Here is a 20,656-nt window from a genome sequence, read left to right on the forward strand (position 1 = left end):
GGGGGTCAGTCCGCGCGCGGGACGCGGACCACGCCCTCCTGGATGACCGAGACCGCGAGGCGGCCGTCCTGGGTGTAGATGCGGGCCTGGCCGAGGCCGCGGCCGCCGTGGGCCGACGGGGACTCCTGGTCGTACAGGAGCCACTCGTCGGCGCGGAACGGACGGTGGAACCACATGGCGTGGTCCAGGGAGGCCCCGACGACGTCGCCGACCGCCCAGCCGCCGCGCCCGTGCGCGAGCAGCACCGAGTCGAGCAGGGTCATGTCGGAGACGTAGGTCGCCAGCACGACGTGCAGCAGGGGGTCGTCGGCGAGCTTGCCGTTGGTGCGGAACCACACCTGGGAGTGCGGTTCGCGCGGCTCGCCGAAGCGGCCGTACGGCGGCTCGTCGACATAGCGCAGATCGACGGCCCGGCGCGCCTCCAGGAACCGCTCGACGACCGCCGGGTCGAGGTGCCCGTAGCCGCGCAGCCGCTCCTCGGAGGTGGGCAGCGAGGCCGGGTCGGGCGAGGACGGCATCGGGGCCTGGTGGTCCAGGCCCTCCTCGTACGTCTGGAAGGACGCCGACAGCGCGAAGATCGGCTTGCCGTGCTGGACGGCGACCACCCGGCGGGTGGTGAAGGAACGCCCGTCGCGCATGCGGTCGACGTTGTAGACGATGGGCGCGCCCGGGTCCCCCATACGCAGGAAGTACGCGTGGAGGGAGTGGGCGGGCCGGTCCGCGGGCACCGTGCGGCCGGCGGCCACGAGCGCCTGGGCCGCGACCTGTCCGCCGAAGACGCGCGGGACCACGGCGGACTGGGACCGGCCGCGGAAGATGTCCACCTCGATCTGCTCCAGGTCGAGCAGATCGAGGAGGCTCTGAAGTGCCTCGTTCATGGCACCTTTTCTACTGGCAGGGAATGTCAGGAGCCTTACAGGCCCATGTCCTTCGCGATGATCGTCTTCATGATCTCGCTGGTCCCGCCGTAGATGCGGTTGACGCGGTTGTCCGCGTACAGACGCGCGATCGGGTACTCGTTCATGAAGCCGTAGCCGCCGTGCAGCTGGAGGCAGCGGTCGATCACCCGGTGGGCGACCTCGGTGCAGAACAGCTTCGCGGAGGCGGCCTCGGCGGGCGTCAGCTCACCGGCGTCCAGGGCCTCCAGGGCGCGGTCGGCGACGGCCTCGGCGGCGTCCACCTCGGCCTGGCAGGCGGCCAGCTCGAACTTGGTGTTCTGGAACGCGGCGACCGGCTTGCCGAAGACGGTGCGGTCCTGGACGTACTGCTTGGCGAACCGGACGGCGGCCTTGGCCTGGGCGTAGGCACCGAAGGCGATGCCCCAGCGCTCGGAGGCGAGGTTGTGGCCGAGGTAGTAGAAGCCCTTGTTCTCCTCGCCGAGCAGGTCCTCGACGGGGACCTTGACGTCGACGAAGGCCAGCTCGGCGGTGTCGGAGGTGCGCAGGCCCAGCTTGTCCAGCTTGCGGCCGACGGAGTAGCCCTCGGACTTGGTGTCCACGGCGAACAGCGAGATGCCGTGGCGGCGGTCCTCGGCGGTGGGCGCCGCCGTGCGGGCGCAGACGATCACACGGTCGGCGTGCACACCGCCGGTGATGAAGGTCTTGGCGCCGTTGAGGACGTAGTGCGTGCCGTCCTCGGAGAGCTTGGCGGTGGTCTTCATGCCCGCGAGGTCGGAGCCGGTGCCCGGCTCGGTCATCGCCAGCGCCCACATCTCCTCGCCGGAGACGAACTTCGGCAGGTAGCGCTTCTTCTGCTCGTCGGTGGCGAGCATCTTGATGTACGGCAGGCCGAGCAGCACGTGCACACCGGAGCCGCCGAACTGCACACCGGCGCGGGCGGTCTCCTCGTACATGATCGCCTCGAACTTGTACGAGTCGATGCCGGCGCCGCCGTACTCCTCGTCGACGCGGATGCCGAAGACGCCGAGCTCGGCGAGCTTGTAGTAGAAGTCGCGGGGCGCCTGGCCCGCCGCGAACCACTCGTCGTACACGGGTACGACCTCGGCCTCGATGAAGGCGCGGATGGTCTCCCGGAACGCCTCGTGGTCCTCGTTGAACACAGTACGGCGCACGCCGTCCACCTCCACCGGTACATGTCTAAGCGCTTGCTCATCAAAGGTACCGGCGAGTAGCGAAGAACGTCCAGGGTGGAACGACCGTAACGCTCGTCACTCCCCCGGCGGGCGCGCCCCGTCCCCGGCCGCACCGAAGGCACCCCGGGCCATCCGGTGCAGCAGCCCCGCGGTCGTCCCGCGCCCCGGCAGGGCACCCGGACGGCCGAGGTGCGGGGTGGAGTTCAGCAGGCCGAAGACCGAGTGGACGGCCGAGCGGGCGGTCGGCTCGGTGAGCTCCGGATAGACCCGGCGCACCACCTCCACCCACAGCTCGACGTACTGCCGCTGGAGCTGGCGCACGAGCTTGCGGTCGCTGTCGCGCAGGCGGTCCAGCTCGCGGTCGTGCAGGGTGATCAGGGGGCGGTCGTCGAGGGCGAAGTCGATGTGGCCCTCGATCAGGGAGTCGAGGACCTCCTCCGCCGGCACCCCGTCCGCCTCCGCCAGGCGCCGCTTCGCGCCCGTCAGCAGCCGGCCGCTGATCCCGACCAGCAGCTCGGCGAGCATCGCGTCCTTGCCGGCGAAGTGCCGGTAGAGACCGGGGCCGCTGATGCCGACGGCGGCGCCTATCTCGTCGACACCGACGCCGTGGAAGCCGCGCTCGGCGAAGAGCCGCGCGGCCTCCTTGAGGATCTGTTCGCGGCGGGTGGGGGCGTCGGTTCTGGTGGCCATGGGAACGATTCTAGACAGGGAGGTTAGCGGTCGTTAACCTGTTGGAAATGCGTTAACGCTCATTAACAAGGTGAGGGGACCGCGAGGATGCACGAGGCACCGGAGCTCCAGAGCGCGGCGGATCCCGCGTCGGAGACCTGGCGGGCCAACGAGGAGGCCCACCGGGCACTCGGGGAGGAACTGCGCGCCAGGCTGGCCGCGGTGCGGCTCGGCGGGGGTGAGAAGGCCCGCGCCCGGCACACCGCGCGCGGCAAGCTGCTGCCCCGCGACCGGGTCGACACCCTGCTCGACCCGGGCTCGCCCTTCCTGGAGCTCGCCCCCCTCGCCGCCGACGGGATGTACGACGGACAGGCCCCGGCGGCCGGCGTGATCGCCGGGATCGGGCGGGTCAGCGGCCGTGAGTGCGTGATCGTCGCCAACGACGCCACGGTCAAGGGCGGCACCTACTACCCGATGACCGTCAAGAAGCACCTGCGCGCGCAGGAGGTGGCCCTGGAGAACCGGCTGCCCTGCCTGTACCTGGTCGACTCCGGCGGCGCCTTCCTGCCGATGCAGGACGAGGTCTTCCCGGACCGCGACCACTTCGGGCGGATCTTCTACAACCAGGCCCGGATGTCCGGCGCGGGCATCCCCCAGATCGCCGCGGTCCTCGGCTCCTGCACGGCCGGCGGCGCCTATGTCCCCGCGATGAGCGACGAGGCCGTGATCGTGCGCGGCCAGGGCACGATCTTCCTCGGCGGGCCCCCGCTGGTGAAGGCCGCGACCGGCGAGGTCGTCACCGCGGAGGAGCTCGGCGGCGGCGAGGTCCACTCCCGGGTGTCCGGCGTGACCGACCATCTCGCGGAGGACGACGCGCACGCGCTGCGCATCGTGCGGAACATCGTCGCGACCCTCCCCGCCCGCCGCGACCTCCCCTGGGAGGTCACCGCCGCCGTCGAGCCCAAGGTCGACCCGGCCGGGCTGTACGGGGCCGTGCCGGTCGACTCCCGCACGCCGTACGACGTCCGCGAGATCATCGCGCGCGTGGTCGACGGCTCCCGGTTCGCGGAGTTCAAGTCCGAGTTCGGGCAGACCCTGGTCACCGGCTTCGCCCGGATCCACGGGCACCCGGTCGGCGTCATCGCCAACAACGGCATCCTGTTCTCCGAGTCCGCCCAGAAGGGCGCCCATTTCATCGAGCTGTGCGACCAGCGCGGCATCCCGCTGGTGTTCCTGCAGAACATCTCCGGGTTCATGGTCGGCAAGGACTACGAGGCCGGCGGCATCGCCAAGCACGGCGCCAAGATGGTGACGGCGGTCGCCTCCACCCGGGTACCGAAGCTGACGGTCGTGGTCGGCGGGTCGTACGGCGCGGGCAACTACTCGATGTGCGGCCGGGCGTATTCGCCGCGCTTCCTGTGGATGTGGCCGAACGCCAAGATCTCCGTCATGGGCGGCGAGCAGGCCGCCTCGGTCCTCGCGACCGTCAAGCGCGACCAGCTGGAGGCGCGCGGCGAGTCGTGGCCCGCCGAGGACGAGGAGGCGTTCAAGGCGCCCGTCCGCGAGCAGTACGAGCGCCAGGGCAACGCCTACTACGCCACCGCCCGGCTCTGGGACGACGGGGTCATCGACCCCCTGGAGACCCGCCAGGTGCTGGGTCTGGCCCTGACCGCCTGTGCCAACGCGCCCCTGGGTGACCCCCAGTTCGGCGTCTTCCGGATGTGAGGGGGACCATGTTCGACACCGTGCTCGTGGCCAACCGGGGTGAGATCGCCGTCCGGGTCGTCCGGACGCTGCGCGCGCTGGGCGTGCGCTCCGTGGCCGTCTTCTCCGACGCGGACGCCGACGCCCGCCATGTCCGCGAGGCCGACACGGCGGTGCGGATCGGCCCGGCGCCGGCGGCCGAGAGCTATCTGTCCGTGGAGCGGCTGCTGGAGGCCGCCGCCCGCACCGGCGCCCAGGCCGTCCACCCCGGCTACGGCTTCCTCGCGGAGAACGCCGGCTTCGCGCGCGCCTGCGCCGACGCCGGGCTGGTCTTCATCGGGCCGCCCGCCGACGCCATCTCCCTGATGGGCGACAAGATCCGCGCCAAGGAGACCGTGAAGGCGGCCGGAGTCCCGGTGGTGCCGGGCTCCAGCGGCAGCGGCCTCACCGACGCCGAACTGGCCGAGGCCGCCCGCGAGATCGGCATGCCCGTGCTGCTCAAGCCGTCGGCGGGCGGCGGCGGCAAGGGCATGCGGCTGGTGCGTGACGCGGCGCTGCTGGCGGACGAGATCGCCGCCGCCCGCCGCGAGGCCCGCGCCTCCTTCGGCGACGACACCCTCCTCGTCGAGCGATGGATCGACCGGCCCCGGCACATCGAGATCCAGGTCCTGGCCGACGGGCACGGGAACGTCGTGCACCTCGGCGAGCGCGAGTGCTCGCTGCAGCGCCGGCACCAGAAGATCATCGAGGAGGCGCCCAGCGTGCTCCTCGACGAGGCCACGCGCGCGGGGATGGGCGAGGCGGCCGTGCAGGCGGCCCGCTCCTGCGGCTACCGGGGCGCGGGCACGGTCGAGTTCATCGTGCCGGGCGGCGACCCGTCCTCGTACTACTTCATGGAGATGAACACCCGGCTCCAGGTGGAGCACCCGGTCACCGAGCTCATCACCGGGATCGACCTGGTGGAGTGGCAGCTGCGGGTGGCGGCCGGGGAGCGGCTGGCCTTCGGGCAGGACGACATCCGGCTCACCGGGCACGCCGTCGAGGCCCGCGTCTGCGCCGAGGACCCGGCGCGCGGCTTCCTGCCGTCCGGCGGCACCGTCCTGAGGCTGCGGGAGCCGCAGGGCGACGGGGTGCGCACCGACTCCGGGCTCAGCGAGGGCACCGAGGTCGGCAGCCTGTACGACCCGATGCTGTCCAAGGTGATCGCGTACGGCCCCGACCGCGCGACCGCGCTCCGCAGGCTCCGGGCGGCTCTGGCGGAGACGGTCACGCTGGGCGTGCCGACCAACGCGGGGTTCCTGCGGCGGCTGCTGGCGCATCCGGCGGTCGTGGCGGGCGAACTGGACACCGGCCTGGTCGAGCGGGTGGTGGACGACCTGGTCTCCACCGAGGTGCCCGAGGAGGTGTACGAGGCGGCGGCGGCCGTCCGCCTCGACGCGCTGCGCCCCCGGGGCGACGGCTGGACGGACCCGTTCGCGGTGCCGAGCGGCTGGCGGCTCGGCGGCACGCCTCGGCCCGTGAGCTTCCATCTGCGGGTGCAGGAGCCCGTGGAGTACACCCCGCGCGGCTCCGCGACCGTCACCGGCGAAGAGGTGTCCGTGACCCTCGACGGCGTCCGGCACACCTTCCGGCGGGCCGCCGACTGGCTGGGCCGCGACGGCGACGCCTGGCACGTACGCGACCACGACCCGGTGGCCGCCTCGCTCACCGGCGCCGCCCACGCGGGCGCCGACTCGCTCACCGCGCCCATGCCCGGGACGGTGACGGTCGTGAAGGTCGCCGTCGGCGACGAGGTGACGGCGGGCCAGAGCCTGCTCGTGGTGGAGGCGATGAAGATGGAGCACGTCATCTCCGCCCCGCACGCCGGCACCGTCGCCGAACTCGACGTCACACCCGGCACGACGGTCGCCATGGACCAGGTCCTGGCGGTCGTCACCCCGGCGGAGGAGGACTGATGACGCTGCCCATGACCGTCCCGGCGCCGGGTCTGCCGGCCCGGGTGCGCATCCACGAGGTCGGCGCGCGCGACGGCCTGCAGAACGAGAAGTCGACCGTGCCCACCGAGGTCAAGGCCGAGTTCATCCGCCGGCTCGCCGCGGCCGGTCTGACGACGATCGAGGCGACGAGCTTCGTCCACCCGAAGTGGGTGCCCCAACTCGCGGACGCCGAGCAGCTGTTCCCGCTCGTCTCCGACCTCCAGGGCGTCGAGCTGCCGGTCCTGGTCCCCAACGACCGCGGCCTGGACCGGGCGCTTGCCCTGGGCGCCCGGCGTATCGCGGTGTTCGCCAGCGCCACCGAGTCCTTCGCCAAGGCCAACCTCAACCGGACGCTCGACGAGTCCCTCGCGGTGTTCGAGCCGGTGGTGCCACGCGCCAAGGACGAGGGCGCCCAGGTGCGCGGGTACGTCTCGATGTGCTTCGGCGACCCCTGGGAGGGTGCCGTGCCGCTCCCCCAGGTCGTCCGGGTCTGCAAGGCGCTCGTCGCGATGGGCTGCGACGAGCTGAGCCTCGGCGACACCATCGGCGTGGCCACACCCGGCCACGTCCGCGCGCTGCTCTCCGAGCTGAACGAGGAGGGCGTGCCGACCGACGTCATCGGCGTGCACTTCCACGACACCTACGGGCAGGCCCTCGCCAACACCTACGCCGCACTGCAGCACGGTGTCACCACCGTCGACGCCTCCGCGGGCGGTCTGGGCGGCTGCCCGTACGCCAAGTCCGCGACCGGCAACCTCGCCACAGAGGACCTCGTGTGGATGCTGCGCGGCCTCGGCATCGACACCGGGGTCGACCTCGGCCACCTCGTCGCCACGAGCGCGTGGATGGCCGGCCACCTGGGACGGCCCAGCCCCTCCCGCACCGTACGAGCCCTCTCCCACAAGGAGCAGTGAACCGCCATGGACCACCGTCTCTCCCCCGAACTGGAGGACCTCCGCCGCACGGTGGAGGAGTTCGCCCACGACGTCGTCGCGCCGAAGATCGGCGACTTCTACGAGCGTCATGAGTTCCCGTACGAGATCGTGCGGGAGATGGGCCGTATGGGGCTGTTCGGCCTGCCGTTCCCCGAGGAGCACGGCGGCATGGGCGGCGACTACCTGGCGCTGGGCATCGCCCTGGAGGAGCTGGCCCGGGTCGACTCCTCGGTGGCCATCACGCTGGAGGCGGGTGTCTCGCTGGGCGCCATGCCGATCCATCTGTTCGGCACCGAGGAGCAGAAGCGCACCTGGCTGCCGAAGCTGTGCTCCGGTGAGATCCTCGGCGCCTTCGGTCTGACCGAGCCGGACGGCGGCTCCGACGCGGGCGCGACCCGGACGACGGCCCGCCTGGACGAGGCGACCGGCGAGTGGGTCATCAACGGCACCAAGTGCTTCATCACCAACTCCGGTACCGACATCACGGGTCTGGTGACGGTGACCGCGGTGACGGGCCGCAAGCCGGACGGCAAGCCGCTCATCTCCTCGATCATCGTGCCCGCCGGCACCCCGGGCTTCACGGTCGCCGCCCCCTACTCCAAGGTCGGCTGGAACGCCTCCGACACCCGCGAGCTGTCCTTCGTGGACGTCCGGGTCCCGGCGGCCAATCTGCTGGGCGAGGAGGGCCGCGGCTACGCGCAGTTCCTGCGCATCCTCGACGAGGGCCGCATCGCGATCGCCGCGCTGGGCACGGGTCTGGCGCAGGGCTGTGTGGACGAGTCGGTGAAGTACGCCAAGGAGCGGCACGCGTTCGGCCGTCCGATCGGCGCCAACCAGGCCATCCAGTTCAAGATCGCCGACATGGAGATGAAGGCGCACACCGCCCGCCTCGCCTGGCGTGACGCGGCGTCGCGGCTGGTGGCCGGGGAGCCGTTCAAGAAGGAGGCGGCGCTGGCGAAGCTGTACTCGTCGACGGTCGCGGTGGACAACGCCCGGGACGCCACGCAGATCCATGGCGGCTACGGCTTCATGAACGAGTACCCGGTGGCCCGGATGTGGCGGGACTCCAAGATCCTGGAGATCGGCGAGGGCACCAGCGAGGTGCAGCGGATGCTGATCGCGCGGGAGCTGGGCCTGGCGGGCTGACCCGCCGCGCACGATCCGAACGAGGCTCAACGTCCTGGAGTCCCCGGGGCGTTGGGCCTCGTGCCGTACCGGGCCCGCCTCACGGGCCGGGCGCGAGATCGATCACAGCGCCCCACCCCTGGACAACAGCTCAGGTTAGGCTAACCTACCTTCGAACTGTCCAGCGGTGATCAGCCCTGTTCGAAAGCAGCGAAGCCATGTCCAACGCCAGAGCCACCCACCTCACCCGTCGCGGCATCCTCGCCGTCGGCGGCGCCCTCGGCCTCGGGGCCGTGCTCGCGGCCTGCGGGGACGACGACGCCAAGAGCGGTGGGTCGAACGAGGCCGCGGGCGCGGGCAAGTCCGGCCCCTGGACGTTCAAGGACGACCGCGGCACCACCGTGAAGCTGGACAAGGTCCCCACGAAGATCGTCGCCTTCGTCGGCGTGGCCGCCGCCCTGTACGACTACGGCATCGAGGTCAAGGGCGTCTTCGGCCCGACCAAGACCAAGGACGGCAAGGCCGACGTCCAGGCCGGCGACATGGACGTCAGCAAGCTGACGGTGTTCGGCAACGTCTGGGACCAGTTCAGCGTCGAGAAGTACGCCGCGTTCGCCCCCGAGGTCCTCATCTCCACGACCTTCGACAGCGCCGGCACCCTCTGGTACGTCCCCGAGGCGTCCAAGGACAAGATCGCCAAGCTCGCCCCGAGCGTGGCCGTTTCCGTCTACGACCGTCAGCTGACCCAGCCGCTGGAGCGGGTGTGGGCGCTGGCCGAGTCCCTCGGCGCCGACCTGAAGAGCGGCAAGGCCGCCCAGGACAAGAAGGAGTTCGAGGCCGCCGCCGAGCGCCTGCGCAAGGCCGCCAAGGCCCGCCCGGAGATCAAGGTCATGGCCGGCTCCGCCAGCCAGGACATCTTCTACGTCTCCGGCACCAACCTCTCCATCGACCTGGAGTACTTCAAGGCCCTCGGCGTGAACTTCGTGGAGCCGCCGGAGAGCGCCAAGAAGGAGGGCGGCGGCTGGTACGAGAGCCTGAGCTGGGAGAACGTCGACAAGTACCCCGCGGACATCATCATGATGGACGACCGCTCCCAGACCATCCAGCCCGCCGACATCAGCGAGGGCACCTGGAAGAAGCTGCCCGCCGTGAAGGCTGGGCAGGTCATCCCGCGCTCCCCCGAGCCGATCCTGTCCTACGCCAAGTGCACCCCGCTGCTGACGAACCTGGCCGAGGCCATCGAGAAGGCCAAGAAGGTCGCCTGACCGGCGGTCACATGGGGTCGCGGGGCGGCCGCGGACCGGCGGTGACCGGCCGGGCGGCGCCCCGCACCCCCAGGGCCGTGTCCGTACGGCCCACAGCAGACACGAGCAGGCACATCTGACGCCGATCCGGGAGTCGCCCCCATGACCACCGCCGTCGCCGCCCCCTTCCGCTTCTTCGCCCTCCATGTCGTACGGACCCGACGGCTCGGCCCGTCCCTGGTCCGGGTCACCTTCGGCGGCACGGACCTGGAGCACTTCCACTCCGACGGGTGCGACCAGTCCCTGTCGCTGTTCCTGCCGCATCCGGGGCAGAGCGAACCCCGAGTGCCCGTGGAGCTGGGCGACGGCTGGTGGCAGGCCTGGCGCGAACTGCCCGACGACGTACGGGCGGTGATGCGGTCGTACACACTGCGCGCGCTGCGTCGCGACCCCGGCGAGATCGACATCGACTTCGTGCTGCACACCCCGGCCGGCCCGGCGTCCTCCTGGGCCGCGCGGGCCGCCGCGGGCGACCGGGTGCTGGTGCTCGGCCCCGCGATCGCGGACAACCGGGCGATCCGCTTCCGGCCGCCCGCCGACACCGGGCAGGTCGTCCTGTGGGGCGACGAGACCGCCGTACCCGCCGTCGCCGCCGTCCTGGAGACGCTGCCGGCCGGCACCCCCGCCCAGGTCTGGCTGGAGGTGCGCGACGCCGGGGACGTCCAGGACCTGCCGACCTCCGCCGACGCCGAGATCACCTGGCTGATCCGCGACGGGGCCTGTCCCGAGGGGACCCCCCTGGCCCTGGACTCCCTTCGGGCCGCCCATCTCCCCGCCGCCGACCGGCCGTACGTCTGGCTCGCGGGCGAGTCGGGCAGCGTGAAGGCGCTGCGGCGGCACTTCGTCACCGAGCGCGGCCTGGACCGGCGGCGGGTCACCTTCGTGGGCTACTGGCGCCACGGCATGAGCGAGGAACAACTGCGCGCGACGGCGTGACGTCCGGCGCCCGATGGCGCCCTCCGTGATCGCGGTCACGTCCCCACCGGGGCACGAGCAATGTCAACTTAGGTTAGGCTAACCTAAGTTAATCAAGCTCCTCGTCCCAGAGCCCCGTCCCCACCGGAGGACCTCCCCATGCGCTCGCACCTGCTCAACGACACGACCGCGGAGCAGTACCGCCGCTCCGTGACCGAAGGTATCGAGCGGGTGGCCGCCAAACTCGCCGCCACCGACCGGCCGTTCACCGGGGTCACGGTCGACGCCCTGGCCCCCGCCGTGGACGCGATCGACCTGGACCGCCCGCTGCACGACACCGCCGCCGTGCTCGACGAGCTGGAGGACGTATACCTCCGGGACGCCATCTACTTCCACCACCCGCGCTACCTCGCCCACCTCAACTGCCCCGTCGTCATACCGGCGGTGCTCGGCGAGGCGGTCCTGTCCGCCGTCAACTCCTCCCTGGACACCTGGGACCAGTCGGCCGGCGGCACCCTGATCGAGCGCAAACTGATCGACTGGACGGCCGCCCGCGTCGGCCTCGGTCCGGCCGCCGACGGCGTGTTCACCTCCGGCGGTTCCCAGTCCAACCTCCAGGCGCTGCTGCTGGCCCGCGAGGAGGCCAAGACCGACCGGCTGGGCGACCTGCGGATCTTCGCCTCCGAGGCGGGCCACTTCAGCGTGCAGAAGTCCGCGAAGCTCCTCGGGCTCGGCCCGGACGCCGTGGTGACCATCCCCGTCGACCACGACAAGCGCATGCGGACCGTCGCGCTCGCCCGCGAGCTGGAGCGCTGCGTCCGGGACGGTCTGGTCCCGATGGCCGTCGTCGCCACCGCAGGCACCACCGACTTCGGCTCCATCGACCCGCTGCCCGAGATCGCCGAGCTGTGCGCGCAGTACGGCACCTGGATGCACGTCGACGCCGCCTACGGCTGCGGGCTGCTGGCCTCGGTGAAGTACCGGGACCGCATCGACGGCATCGAGCGCGCCGACTCCGTCACCGTCGACTACCACAAGTCCTTCTTCCAGCCGGTCAGTTCGTCCGCCGTGCTGGTCCGCGACGCCGCGACCCTGCGGCACGCCACCTACCACGCCGAGTACCTCAACCCGCGCCGGATGGTCCAGGAGCGCATCCCCAACCAGGTCGACAAGTCCCTGCAGACCACCCGCCGCTTCGACGCGCTCAAGCTGTGGATGACCCTGCGCACCATGGGTGCCGACGGCATCGGGCAGCTCTTCGACGAGGTGTGCGACCTGGCATCGGCGGGCTGGCGGCTGCTGGCCGCCGACCCCCGCTTCGACGTGGTCGTGGAGCCCACCCTGTCCACCCTCGTCTTCCGCTACGTCCCGGCCTCCGTGACCGACCCGGCCGAGATCGACCGGGCCAACCTGTACGCCCGCAAGGCCCTGTTCGCCTCCGGCGACGCCGTGGTCGCGGGCACCAAGGTCCAGGGCCGCCACTATCTGAAGTTCACCCTGCTCAACCCCGAGACGACGACCGAAGACATCGCCGCCGTCCTCGACCTGATCGCCGGCCACGCCGAGCAGTACCTGGGAGACTCCCTTGACCGCGCGTCCTGACAACCCGTCCGTGATCCACGACTTCGTGGGCATCGGGCTCGGCCCGTTCAACCTGGGCCTCGCCTGTCTGACCGAGCCCATCGCCGAACTCGACGGCGTGTTCCTGGAGTCGAAGCCCGACTTCGAGTGGCACGCGGGCATGTTCCTGGACGGCGCCCACCTCCAGACGCCGTTCATGTCGGACCTGGTGACTCTCGCCGACCCGACCTCGCCGTACTCCTTCCTGAACTATCTGAAGGAGAAGGGCCGGCTGTACTCGTTCTACATCCGGGAGAACTTCTACCCGCTGCGCGTCGAGTACGACGACTACTGCCGCTGGGCCGCGAACCGGCTGAGCAGCATCCGGTTCAACACGACGGTCACCGAGGTGACGTACGAGGAGGCGGACGGGGTCTACGCCGTGCGCACCGAGGCCGGCGACCTCTACCGGGCCCGCCATCTCGTCCTCGGCACCGGCACCCCGCCGCACATACCCGAGGCGTGCCAGGGCCTGGGCGGCGACTTCCTGCACAACTCCCGCTATCTGCCGCACAAGGCGGAGCTGCAGAAGAAGGACTCCATCACGCTGGTCGGCTCCGGGCAGTCCGCCGCCGAGATCTACTACGACCTGCTGAGCGAGATCGACGTCCACGGCTACCGGCTGAACTGGGTCACCCGCTCCCCGCGGTTCTTCCCGCTGGAGTACACCAAGCTCACCCTGGAGATGACGTCCCCGGAGTACGTCGACTACTACCGGGAGCTGCCGGAGGACACCCGCTACCGGCTGACCGCCGAGCAGAAGGGCCTGTTCAAGGGGATCGACGGCGATCTGATCAACGAGATCTTCGACCTGCTCTACCAGAAGAGCCTCGGCGGCCCGGTCCCCACCCGGCTGCTCACCAACTCCGCCCTCACCGGCGCCCGGTACGACGACGGCACGTACACGCTGTCCTTCCGCCAGGAGGAGCAGGGCAGGGACTTCACGCTGGAGTCGCAGGGCCTGGTCCTCGCGACCGGCTACAGGTACGCCGAGCCCGAGTTCCTGCGCCCGGTCCGCGACCGTCTGGTCTACGACGGCCGGGGCAACTTCGACGTCGCCCGCAACTACGCCGTCGACGTCACCGGCCGCGGGGTGTTCCTGCAGAACGCCGGTGTCCACACGCACAGCATCACCAGCCCCGACCTGGGCATGGGGCCGTACCGGAACGCGTACATCATCCGCGAGCTGCTCGGCACCGAGTACTACCCGGTCGAGAAGACCATCGCGTTCCAGGAGTTCTCCGTATGACCAGCCCCGCCTTCACCTTCCGCCCCCTCGACCCGCTGAGGGACGCAGAGCTCCTGCACTCCTGGGTGACCCACCCCAAGGCCGCGTTCTGGATGATGCAGGACGCGAAGCTGGAGGACGTCGAGCGCGCCTACATGGAGATCGCGGCCGACGAGCACCACCACGCCCTGCTCGGCCTCGACGAGCGCGGGGCGCCCGCCTTCCTGATGGAGAGGTACGACCCCGCGCACCGGGAGCTGACCGGCCTGTACGACCCGGAGCCGGGGGACGTCGGCATGCACTTCCTGACGCCGCCGACCGACCGCCCCGTGCACGGCTTCACCCGGGCCGTGATCACCGCCGTGATGGAGCACCTCTTCGAGGACCCGGCGGTCCGGCGGGTCGTCGTGGAACCGGACGTCGCCAACACCGCCGTCCACGCCCTGAACGCGGCCGTGGGATTCGTGCCCGAGCGCGAGATCCAGAAGCCCGAGAAGAAGGCGCTGCTGAGCTTCTGCACCCGTGAGCAGTTCGAGGCAGCCCGAGGAGCAGCCGTATGACCCTGTCCGAGGCCGTGGCGCATCTGTCCCCCCACCGCTGGGCGCGGGCCAACCGCCTTCTGATCCGCAAGGCGCTCGCCGAGTTCGCCCACGAGCGCCTGCTCATCCCCGAGGCGACCGGCGACGGCCGCCACACCGTCCGCAGCGACGACGGGCGCACCCGGTACACCTTCACCGCCGTGCGCCGCGCCCTGGACCACTGGCAGATCGACGCCGACTCGATCGCCCGTCACCGCGACGACACCGAACTCCCGCTCGAAGCACTCGACTTCTTCGTCGAGCTGCAGAAGTCCCTGGGGCTGAGCGACGAGATCCTGCCCGTGTACCTGGAGGAGATCTCCTCCACCCTCTCGGGCACCTGCTACAAGCTGACCAGGCCGCAGGTCCCGGCCGCCGAGCTGGCCCGGTCGGGCTTCCAGGCGATCGAGGCCGGGATGACCGAGGGCCACCCCTGCTTCGTCGCGAACAACGGGCGGCTCGGCTTCGGCGTCCACGAGTACCTGGAGTACGCCCCGGAGGCCGCGCGTCCGGTCCGGCTGGTGTGGCTGGCGGCCCACCGCTCGCGTGCCGCGTTCACGGCCGGCGTCGGCGTGGAGTACGAGTCGTTCCTGCGCGAGGAGCTGGGCTCGGAGACGGTGGACCGCTTCCACGGGGTGCTGCGCGCACGGGACCTCGACCCCGGCGACTACCTCTTCATCCCGGTGCACCCCTGGCAGTGGTGGAACAAGCTGGCCGTCACCTTCGCCGCCGAGGTCGCCCGCGAGCACCTGGTCGTGCTGGGCGAGGGCGACGACGAGTATCTGGCCCAGCAGTCCATCCGGACGTTCTTCAACAGCACGAGCCCCGAGAAGCACTATGTGAAGACGGCCCTGTCCGTCCTCAACATGGGCTTCATGCGGGGTCTGTCGGCCGCCTACATGGAGGCCACGCCCGCCATCAACGACTGGCTCGCCCAGCTCGTCGAGGGCGACCCGGTGCTGCGGTCGACGGGCCTGTCGATCATCCGGGAGCGGGCCGCCGTCGGCTACCGGCATCTGGAGTACGAGGCGGCGACGGACCGCTACTCGCCGTACCGCAAGATGCTGGCGGCGCTGTGGCGCGAGAGCCCGGTGTCCCGGCTCGAGGACGGCGAGACGCTGGCCACCATGGCCTCGCTCGTGCACGTCGACCACGAGGGCGCGTCCTTCGCGGGTGCCCTGATCGAGCGGTCTGGGCTGGACCCGGCGGAGTGGCTGCGGCACTATCTGCGGGCCTACTTCGTGCCGCTTCTGCACAGCTTCTACGCCTACGACCTGGTGTACATGCCGCACGGCGAGAACGTCATCCTCGTCCTCAAGGACGGGGTGGTGCGACGCGCGATCTACAAGGACATCGCCGAGGAGATCGCCGTCATGGACCCGGACGCGGTGCTGCCGCCCGCGGTCGAGCGGGTGCGGGTGGACGTGCCCGAGGACACCAAGCTGCTGTCGGTCTTCACGGACGTCTTCGACTGCTTCTTCCGCTTCCTCGCGGCCGACCTGGCCACCGAGGGCATCCTCGACGAGGACGCCTTCTGGCGGACGGTCGCCGAGGTGACCCGGGACTACCAGCGGTCGGTGCCGGAGCTCGCGGAGAAGTTCGAGCGGTACGACATCTTCGTCCCGGAGTTCGCGCTGTCCTGCCTCAACCGCCTCCAGCTGCGCAACAACCGGCAGATGGTGGACCTCACGGACCCGGCGGGCGCCCTCCAGCTCGTCGGCACCCTGAAGAACCCCATCGCCGGGTTCTAGGGGGATACGCGGGCGCCCCCGGAGACGGTCCTCCGGGGGCGCCCGTCGTCATATGTGTCAGGCCGTGGGCCAGGGCACCTGCGGTGACCGGTAGAAGTCGACGCCCAGCGCCTCCCACCGCTCCGCCTGCGCGGCGAGCCGCACCTTGTAGGCGTCCCAGTCGTGCGTCGAGGCCGGCGACCAGCCGAGCTCGGCGACCCCGGGGAGCCGCGGGAACGCCATGTACTCGATCTCGTCGGAATTGGTCAGCGTCTCCGACCACAACGGTGCCTCGACGCCGCGGATCGCCGACGCGGGCGCCCCGGGCAGATACGCGCCCGGGTCCCAGTCGTAGGACCGGCGCACCTCGACCAGGCCCGCCCAGTCCAGCCCGAGCGGGGTGTCGGCGGTGTACTTCATGTCGAGGTAGATCCGGTCGGCGGGCGACAGGACGATCCCGGTGCCGTTGCGCGCGGCCGCGGCGACCCGCTCCTTCTCCTGGGCGCTCGTGCCGTCCAGGCCCCAGTACTGGGCGAGCGCGCCCTTGGCCGGGGTGGCCCCGGTCAGCTGGTGCCAGCCCACCACGGTCTTGCCGTACCGGGCGACGACCGGCTGCACGCGCTCCATGAACGCCACATAGTCCTCGTGGCTGGTGGAGTGCGCCTCGTCGCCGCCGATGTGGAGATAGCGGCCGGGGGTGAGCGCGGCCAGCTCGCGGATCACGTCGTCCACGAAGTCGTAGGTGATGTCCTTGCCGACGCACAGCGAGCTGAACCCGACCGCGGTGCCCGTGTAGAGCGGGGGCGCGACGCCGTCGCAGTTCAGCTCGGCGTACGAGGCCAGCGCGGCGTTGGTGTGCCCGGGCATGTCGATCTCGGGGACGACCTCCAGATACCGGGAGGACGCGTACCGGACGATCTCCTTGTAGTCGGCCTTGGTGTAGTGGCCGCCGGGGCCGCCGCCGACCTGGGTGGAGCCGCCGTAGGTCGCCAGGCGGGGCCAGGATTCGATGGCGATGCGCCAGCCCTGGTCGTCGCTGAGATGCAGATGCAGCTTGTTGATCTTGTAGAGGGCGAGCTGGTCGATGTAGCGCTTGACCTGCTCGACGGTGAAGAAGTGCCGGGAGACGTCCAGCATCGCGCCGCGCCAGCCGTAGCGCGGGGTGTCCTCGATGGTGCCGCCCGCGACCAGCCAGGGGCCGGGCTGCACGGAGTCCTTCTCGACGGCGGCCGGGAGCAGTTGGCGCAGGCTCTGCACACCGTGGAAGAGGCCGGCGGGGGCCGCGGCGGTGATGGTGACGCCGCCGGGTCCGCTGTCCAGGCGGTAGCCCTCGGCGCCGGACGGGCCCCGCTCCAGCCGCAGCCGGATGCCTCCGGCGCCGCGGTCGGTGACCGGCAGACGGTAGCCGGTGGAGGGGCGCAGGATGTCGGCGAGGTACTCGCCGACGCGGCGGGTCTCACGGGAGCCGTCGACCCGGATATGGGTGCCGCGGGTGATCCGGTACGGGCTCTTGCCCGGTGTGACGGACGCGGGCGCGGGGATGACGCGGTCGAGCGGGGTGGGTGCCGTCGGGCGGGAGGCGGGCGCGGCCCCGGTCACCGAGACGCCCATGGCGACCAGTAACAGGGAACCGAGAAGGCGCAGCGTTCTGTGTTTCACAAAACCGTCCCTTCGATGAGCCGTTGACGCTCCAAGAGGTCTGGACCACTCTCTCGCGACCCGGATGGAACAATCCACCCCATGGCGGAAATCATCCAGAGGGACGGCACGTGGATCTTCGACGGCGACGCCCTGCGGCTGATCCCCGGCCGCGACAAGAGCGTCGGTGTGCTCCGCGCGACGCTGGGCGAACTCGTGGTGCCGCTGGGGGCGTTGGCCGGGATCTCGTTCGAGCAGGGCAAGCGGTCCGGGCGGCTCAGGCTGCGGCTGCGCGACGGCGCCGACCCGCTGCTGCTGGCCACCGGGGGGCGGCTCACCGAGCCCCATGACCCGTACCAGCTCGTCGTGGAGCCCGACCGGTACGGCGTCGCGGAGTACCTGGTGGACGAGGTCCGCAACGCGCTGCTGCTGGACGAGGTCCCGGCCGACCCCGTCGACCGGTATCTGCTGCCGGGCCCCTCGGTGCCGCTGTCCTTCTCCGCCGGGGACGGCACGGCCGGCTTCGACGGCGAGCAGGTGCGGCTGGAGTGGAACTGGAAGACGGAGGAGGCCAAGGCCGCGGGCGGGCCGCGCAGCATCCATGTCTCGGACGTCCGCGCGGTGGAGTGGCAGCCGGCCGTCGGCCTGGAGAACGGCCACCTCCGTTTCGTCGTGCGCCATGGGTCCGCCACGACCCCGCCCAAGTACGACCCGCACGCGGTGGAGCTGTGGGGGTTCAAGAAGGACCCGCTGATGGCGCTGGTCGCGGCGGCGGTGCAGGCCCGCATCCCCCATCCGGCCGCCCCCGCACCCGAACAGGCGATCCCGCGGCAGCCGGAACCCGAGGACCACGACGTCCTGCTGCGGCGGCTGCGCGAACTGGGCGATCCGCATCGCACGGGCGTCCTGACGGACGAGGAGTTCGCGGCGGCCAAGCAGGCCGTTCTGAAGCGGATGTAGCAGAGAACCCCACCATCGGTGGCCGCCTGCCCGATATCGGGCAGAATTCTTGCGAAGGGATCTCGCATACCCCAGGATCTAGTCCGTGCACGACGACCTCGTTGATCATCTGACTCGCAGCACGCCCCTGAACCGGGGCGAGGCGCTGAGGGTGATCCAGGACGTGCTCGCCTACTTCGACGAGACGACCGAGCAGTTCGTCCGTCGCCGCCACCGCGAGCTCCAGGCCCAGGGCCTGGTGAACGCGACGATCTTCGAACGGATCGAGGCGGACCTGAAATACCGGGCGGTGGCACCGCCGGAGCTCTCGCTCCGGCAGCTGCGCCGGATCGTCTACGGCTAGGGGTACCTCTTCATATGTGCGGAATCGTCGGATACATCGGGAAGCGTGACGTCGCACCCCTGCTCCTGGAGGGCCTGCAGCGCCTGGAGTACCGCGGGTACGACTCGGCGGGCATCGCCGTCACCTCCCCGAAGACCGCCGGCCTGAAGACCGTGAAGGCCAAGGGCCGGGTCCGCGACCTGGAGGCCAAGGTCCCGGCGCGCTTCAAGGGCACCACCGGTATCGCCCACACCCGCTGGGCCACCCACGGCGCCCCCTCCGACGTGAACGCCCACCCGCACCTGGACGCCGAGGGCAAGGTCGCCGTCGTCCACAACGGCATCATCGACAACGCCGGCGACCTGCGCCGCAAACTGGAGGCGGACGGCGTCGAGTTCCTCTCCGAGACCGACACCGAGGTCCTCGTCCACCTCATCGCCCGCTCCGAGGCCGAGAAGCTCGAGGACAAGGTCCGCGAGACCGTCCGGCTCATCGAGGGCACCTACGGCATCGCCGTCCTGCACGCCGACTTCCCGGACCGCATCGTCGTGGCCCGCAACGGCTCCCCGGTCGTCCTCGGCATCGGCGAGAAGGAGATGTTCGTCGCCTCGGACATCGCCGCGCTGGTCGCCCACACGCGCCAGATAGTCACCCTGGACGACGGCGAGATGGCCACCCTCAAGGCCGACGACTTCCGCACGTACACGACCGAGGGCACCCGCACCACGGCCGAGCCGACCACCGTCGAGTGGGAGGCAGCCTCCTACGACATGGGCGGCCACGACACGTACATGCACAAGGAGATCCACGAGCAGGCCGAGGCCGTGGACCGCGTGCTGCGCGGCCGGATCGACGACCGCTTCTCCACCGTGCACCTCGGCGGCCTCAACCTGGACGCCCGGGAGGCCCGGCAGATCCGCCGGGTGAAGATCCTCGGCTGCGGCACCTCGTACCACGCGGGCCAGATCGGCGCGCAGATGATCGAGGAGCTGGCCCGGATCCCCGCCGACGCCGAGCCGGCCTCCGAGTTCCGCTACCGCAACGCGGTCGTGGACCCCGACACCCTCTACATCGCCGTCTCCCAGTCCGGCGAGACCTACGACGTCCTCGCGGCCGTCCAGGAGCTCAAGCGCAAGGGCGCCCGGGTGCTGGGCGTCGTGAACGTGGTGGGCTCCGCGATCGCCCGCGAGGCCGACGGCGGCGTCTACGTCCACGCCGGCCCCGAGGTCTGCGTGGTCTCCACGAAGTGCTTCACCAACACCACGGTGGCCTTCGCGCTGCTCGCCCTGCACCTCGGCCGCACCCGCGACCTGTCCGTGCGCGACGGCAAGCGGATCATCGAGGGCCTGCGCAAGCTGCCCGCCCAGATCGCCGAGATCATGGAGCAGGAGGCGGAGATCGAGGCGCTGGCGAAGCAGTTCGCCGACGCCCGCTCGATGCTCTTCATCGGCCGCGTCCGGGGCTACCCGGTCGCCCGTGAGGCCTCCCTGAAGCTCAAGGAGGTCTCGTACATCCACGCCGAGGCCTACCCGGCCTCCGAGCTCAAGCACGGCCCGCTGGCCCTGATCGAGCCCGCGCTCCCCACGGTCGCGATCGTCCCCGACGACGACCTGCTGGAGAAGAACCGCGCCGCGATGGAGGAGATCAAGGCCCGCAGCGGCAAGATCCTCGCGGTCGCACACCAGCCGCAGGAGAAGGCGGACCAGACGATCGTGGTCCCGAAGAACGAGGACGAGCTCGACCCGATCCTCATGGGCATCCCGCTCCAGCTCCTCGCCTACCACACGGCGTTGGCGCTGGGCCGGGACATCGACAAGCCGCGCAACCTGGCCAAGTCGGTCACCGTCGAGTAGGCGGCGC

General features: G+C 70.9%; 17 protein-coding genes. 13 read left to right on the top strand and 4 right to left on the bottom strand.

The window, feature by feature from the left end:
• Window positions 1-5: 5 nt before the first annotated feature.
• The 3 genes from DC008_RS12225 to DC008_RS12235 all read right to left on the bottom strand — a co-directional run bounded on the left by DC008_RS12225 (window position 6) and on the right by DC008_RS12235 (window position 2,782).
• Window positions 6-878: an acyl-CoA thioesterase gene (locus DC008_RS12225; RefSeq protein ID WP_108707004.1), complete on the bottom strand. Its 873-nt coding sequence runs from the start codon at window positions 876-878 to the stop codon at window positions 6-8.
• 35 nt (window positions 879-913) lie between these two features.
• The gene (locus tag DC008_RS12230) at window positions 914-2,071 is read right to left on the bottom strand and encodes an acyl-CoA dehydrogenase family protein (protein WP_108710668.1); all 1,158 of its coding nucleotides are present in this window, start codon (window positions 2,069-2,071) and stop codon (window positions 914-916) included.
• A gap of 96 nt (window positions 2,072-2,167) precedes the next feature.
• Window positions 2,168-2,782: an SACE_7040 family transcriptional regulator gene (locus DC008_RS12235; RefSeq protein WP_055623463.1), complete on the bottom strand. Its 615-nt coding sequence runs from the start codon at window positions 2,780-2,782 to the stop codon at window positions 2,168-2,170.
• A gap of 87 nt (window positions 2,783-2,869) precedes the next feature.
• On the opposite strand from DC008_RS12235, the gene DC008_RS12240 reads away from it, so the two are divergent.
• The 10 genes from DC008_RS12240 (at window position 2,870) to DC008_RS12285 (ending at window position 15,897) form a co-directional block, all read left to right on the top strand.
• Window positions 2,870-4,486 (top strand): carboxyl transferase domain-containing protein, encoded by a 1,617-nt coding sequence (locus tag DC008_RS12240; RefSeq protein WP_055623462.1) that lies wholly within the window; start codon window positions 2,870-2,872, stop codon window positions 4,484-4,486.
• A gap of 8 nt (window positions 4,487-4,494) precedes the next feature.
• Window positions 4,495-6,420: an acetyl-CoA carboxylase biotin carboxylase subunit gene (locus tag DC008_RS12245; protein ID WP_108707005.1), complete on the top strand. Its 1,926-nt coding sequence runs from the start codon at window positions 4,495-4,497 to the stop codon at window positions 6,418-6,420.
• Window positions 6,420-7,355 carry a hydroxymethylglutaryl-CoA lyase gene (locus DC008_RS12250; protein WP_108707006.1) on the top strand — a complete coding sequence of 312 codons (936 nt, stop codon included), beginning with the start codon at window positions 6,420-6,422 and terminating at the stop codon, window positions 7,353-7,355. Before DC008_RS12245 ends, DC008_RS12250 begins: the two co-directional genes overlap by 1 nt.
• Before the next feature lie 6 nt (window positions 7,356-7,361).
• Entirely contained in the window at window positions 7,362-8,522 is a 1,161-nt protein-coding gene (locus DC008_RS12255) for an acyl-CoA dehydrogenase family protein (protein ID WP_108707007.1), read from the top strand.
• Window positions 8,523-8,719: 197 nt separating this feature from the next.
• Window positions 8,720-9,766, top strand: a complete 1,047-nt coding sequence (locus DC008_RS12260; protein ID WP_108707008.1) for an ABC transporter substrate-binding protein — start codon at window positions 8,720-8,722, stop codon at window positions 9,764-9,766.
• Between the two features lie 141 nt (window positions 9,767-9,907).
• Entirely contained in the window at window positions 9,908-10,741 is an 834-nt protein-coding gene (locus DC008_RS12265) for a siderophore-interacting protein (RefSeq protein ID WP_108707009.1), read from the top strand.
• 138 nt (window positions 10,742-10,879) lie between these two features.
• Window positions 10,880-12,322 (top strand): lysine decarboxylase DesA, encoded by a 1,443-nt coding sequence (gene desA / locus DC008_RS12270; RefSeq protein ID WP_108707010.1) that lies wholly within the window; start codon window positions 10,880-10,882, stop codon window positions 12,320-12,322.
• On the top strand, window positions 12,306-13,589 hold the full coding sequence (locus DC008_RS12275) for a lysine N(6)-hydroxylase/L-ornithine N(5)-oxygenase family protein (protein WP_108707011.1): 1,284 nt from the start codon (window positions 12,306-12,308) through the stop codon (window positions 13,587-13,589). Before desA ends, DC008_RS12275 begins: the two co-directional genes overlap by 17 nt.
• Complete coding sequence (locus tag DC008_RS12280) at window positions 13,586-14,128, top strand: GNAT family N-acetyltransferase (RefSeq protein ID WP_108707012.1); 543 nt, start codon at window positions 13,586-13,588, stop codon at window positions 14,126-14,128. Before DC008_RS12275 ends, DC008_RS12280 begins: the two co-directional genes overlap by 4 nt.
• Window positions 14,125-15,897 carry an IucA/IucC family protein gene (locus DC008_RS12285; RefSeq protein ID WP_108707013.1) on the top strand — a complete coding sequence of 591 codons (1,773 nt, stop codon included), beginning with the start codon at window positions 14,125-14,127 and terminating at the stop codon, window positions 15,895-15,897. Before DC008_RS12280 ends, DC008_RS12285 begins: the two co-directional genes overlap by 4 nt.
• Window positions 15,898-15,954: 57 nt before the next feature.
• On the opposite strand, the gene DC008_RS12290 is transcribed toward DC008_RS12285, so the two are convergent.
• Complete coding sequence (locus tag DC008_RS12290) at window positions 15,955-17,487, bottom strand: beta-N-acetylhexosaminidase (protein ID WP_108707014.1); 1,533 nt, start codon at window positions 17,485-17,487, stop codon at window positions 15,955-15,957.
• A 129-nt stretch (window positions 17,488-17,616) separates the two neighbouring features.
• Here DC008_RS12290 and DC008_RS12295 point away from each other — a divergent pair, with 129 nt between their 5' ends.
• The 3 genes from DC008_RS12295 (at window position 17,617) to glmS (ending at window position 20,649) form a co-directional block, all read left to right on the top strand.
• Window positions 17,617-18,474: a DUF4429 domain-containing protein gene (locus tag DC008_RS12295; RefSeq protein WP_108707015.1), complete on the top strand. Its 858-nt coding sequence runs from the start codon at window positions 17,617-17,619 to the stop codon at window positions 18,472-18,474.
• An 85-nt stretch (window positions 18,475-18,559) separates the two neighbouring features.
• The gene (locus DC008_RS12300; protein WP_055623450.1) at window positions 18,560-18,817 is read left to right on the top strand and encodes a hypothetical protein; all 258 of its coding nucleotides are present in this window, start codon (window positions 18,560-18,562) and stop codon (window positions 18,815-18,817) included.
• 14 nt (window positions 18,818-18,831) lie between these two features.
• Window positions 18,832-20,649, top strand: coding sequence for a glutamine--fructose-6-phosphate transaminase (isomerizing) (glmS, locus tag DC008_RS12305; RefSeq protein ID WP_055623449.1), 1,818 nt, complete (start codon window positions 18,832-18,834; stop codon window positions 20,647-20,649).
• Window positions 20,650-20,656: the final 7 nt, after the last annotated feature.

It is taken from the genome of Streptomyces nigra, assembly GCF_003074055.1.
In the GTDB taxonomy this organism is placed as follows: Bacteria; Actinomycetota; Actinomycetes; order Streptomycetales; family Streptomycetaceae; genus Streptomyces; species Streptomyces nigra.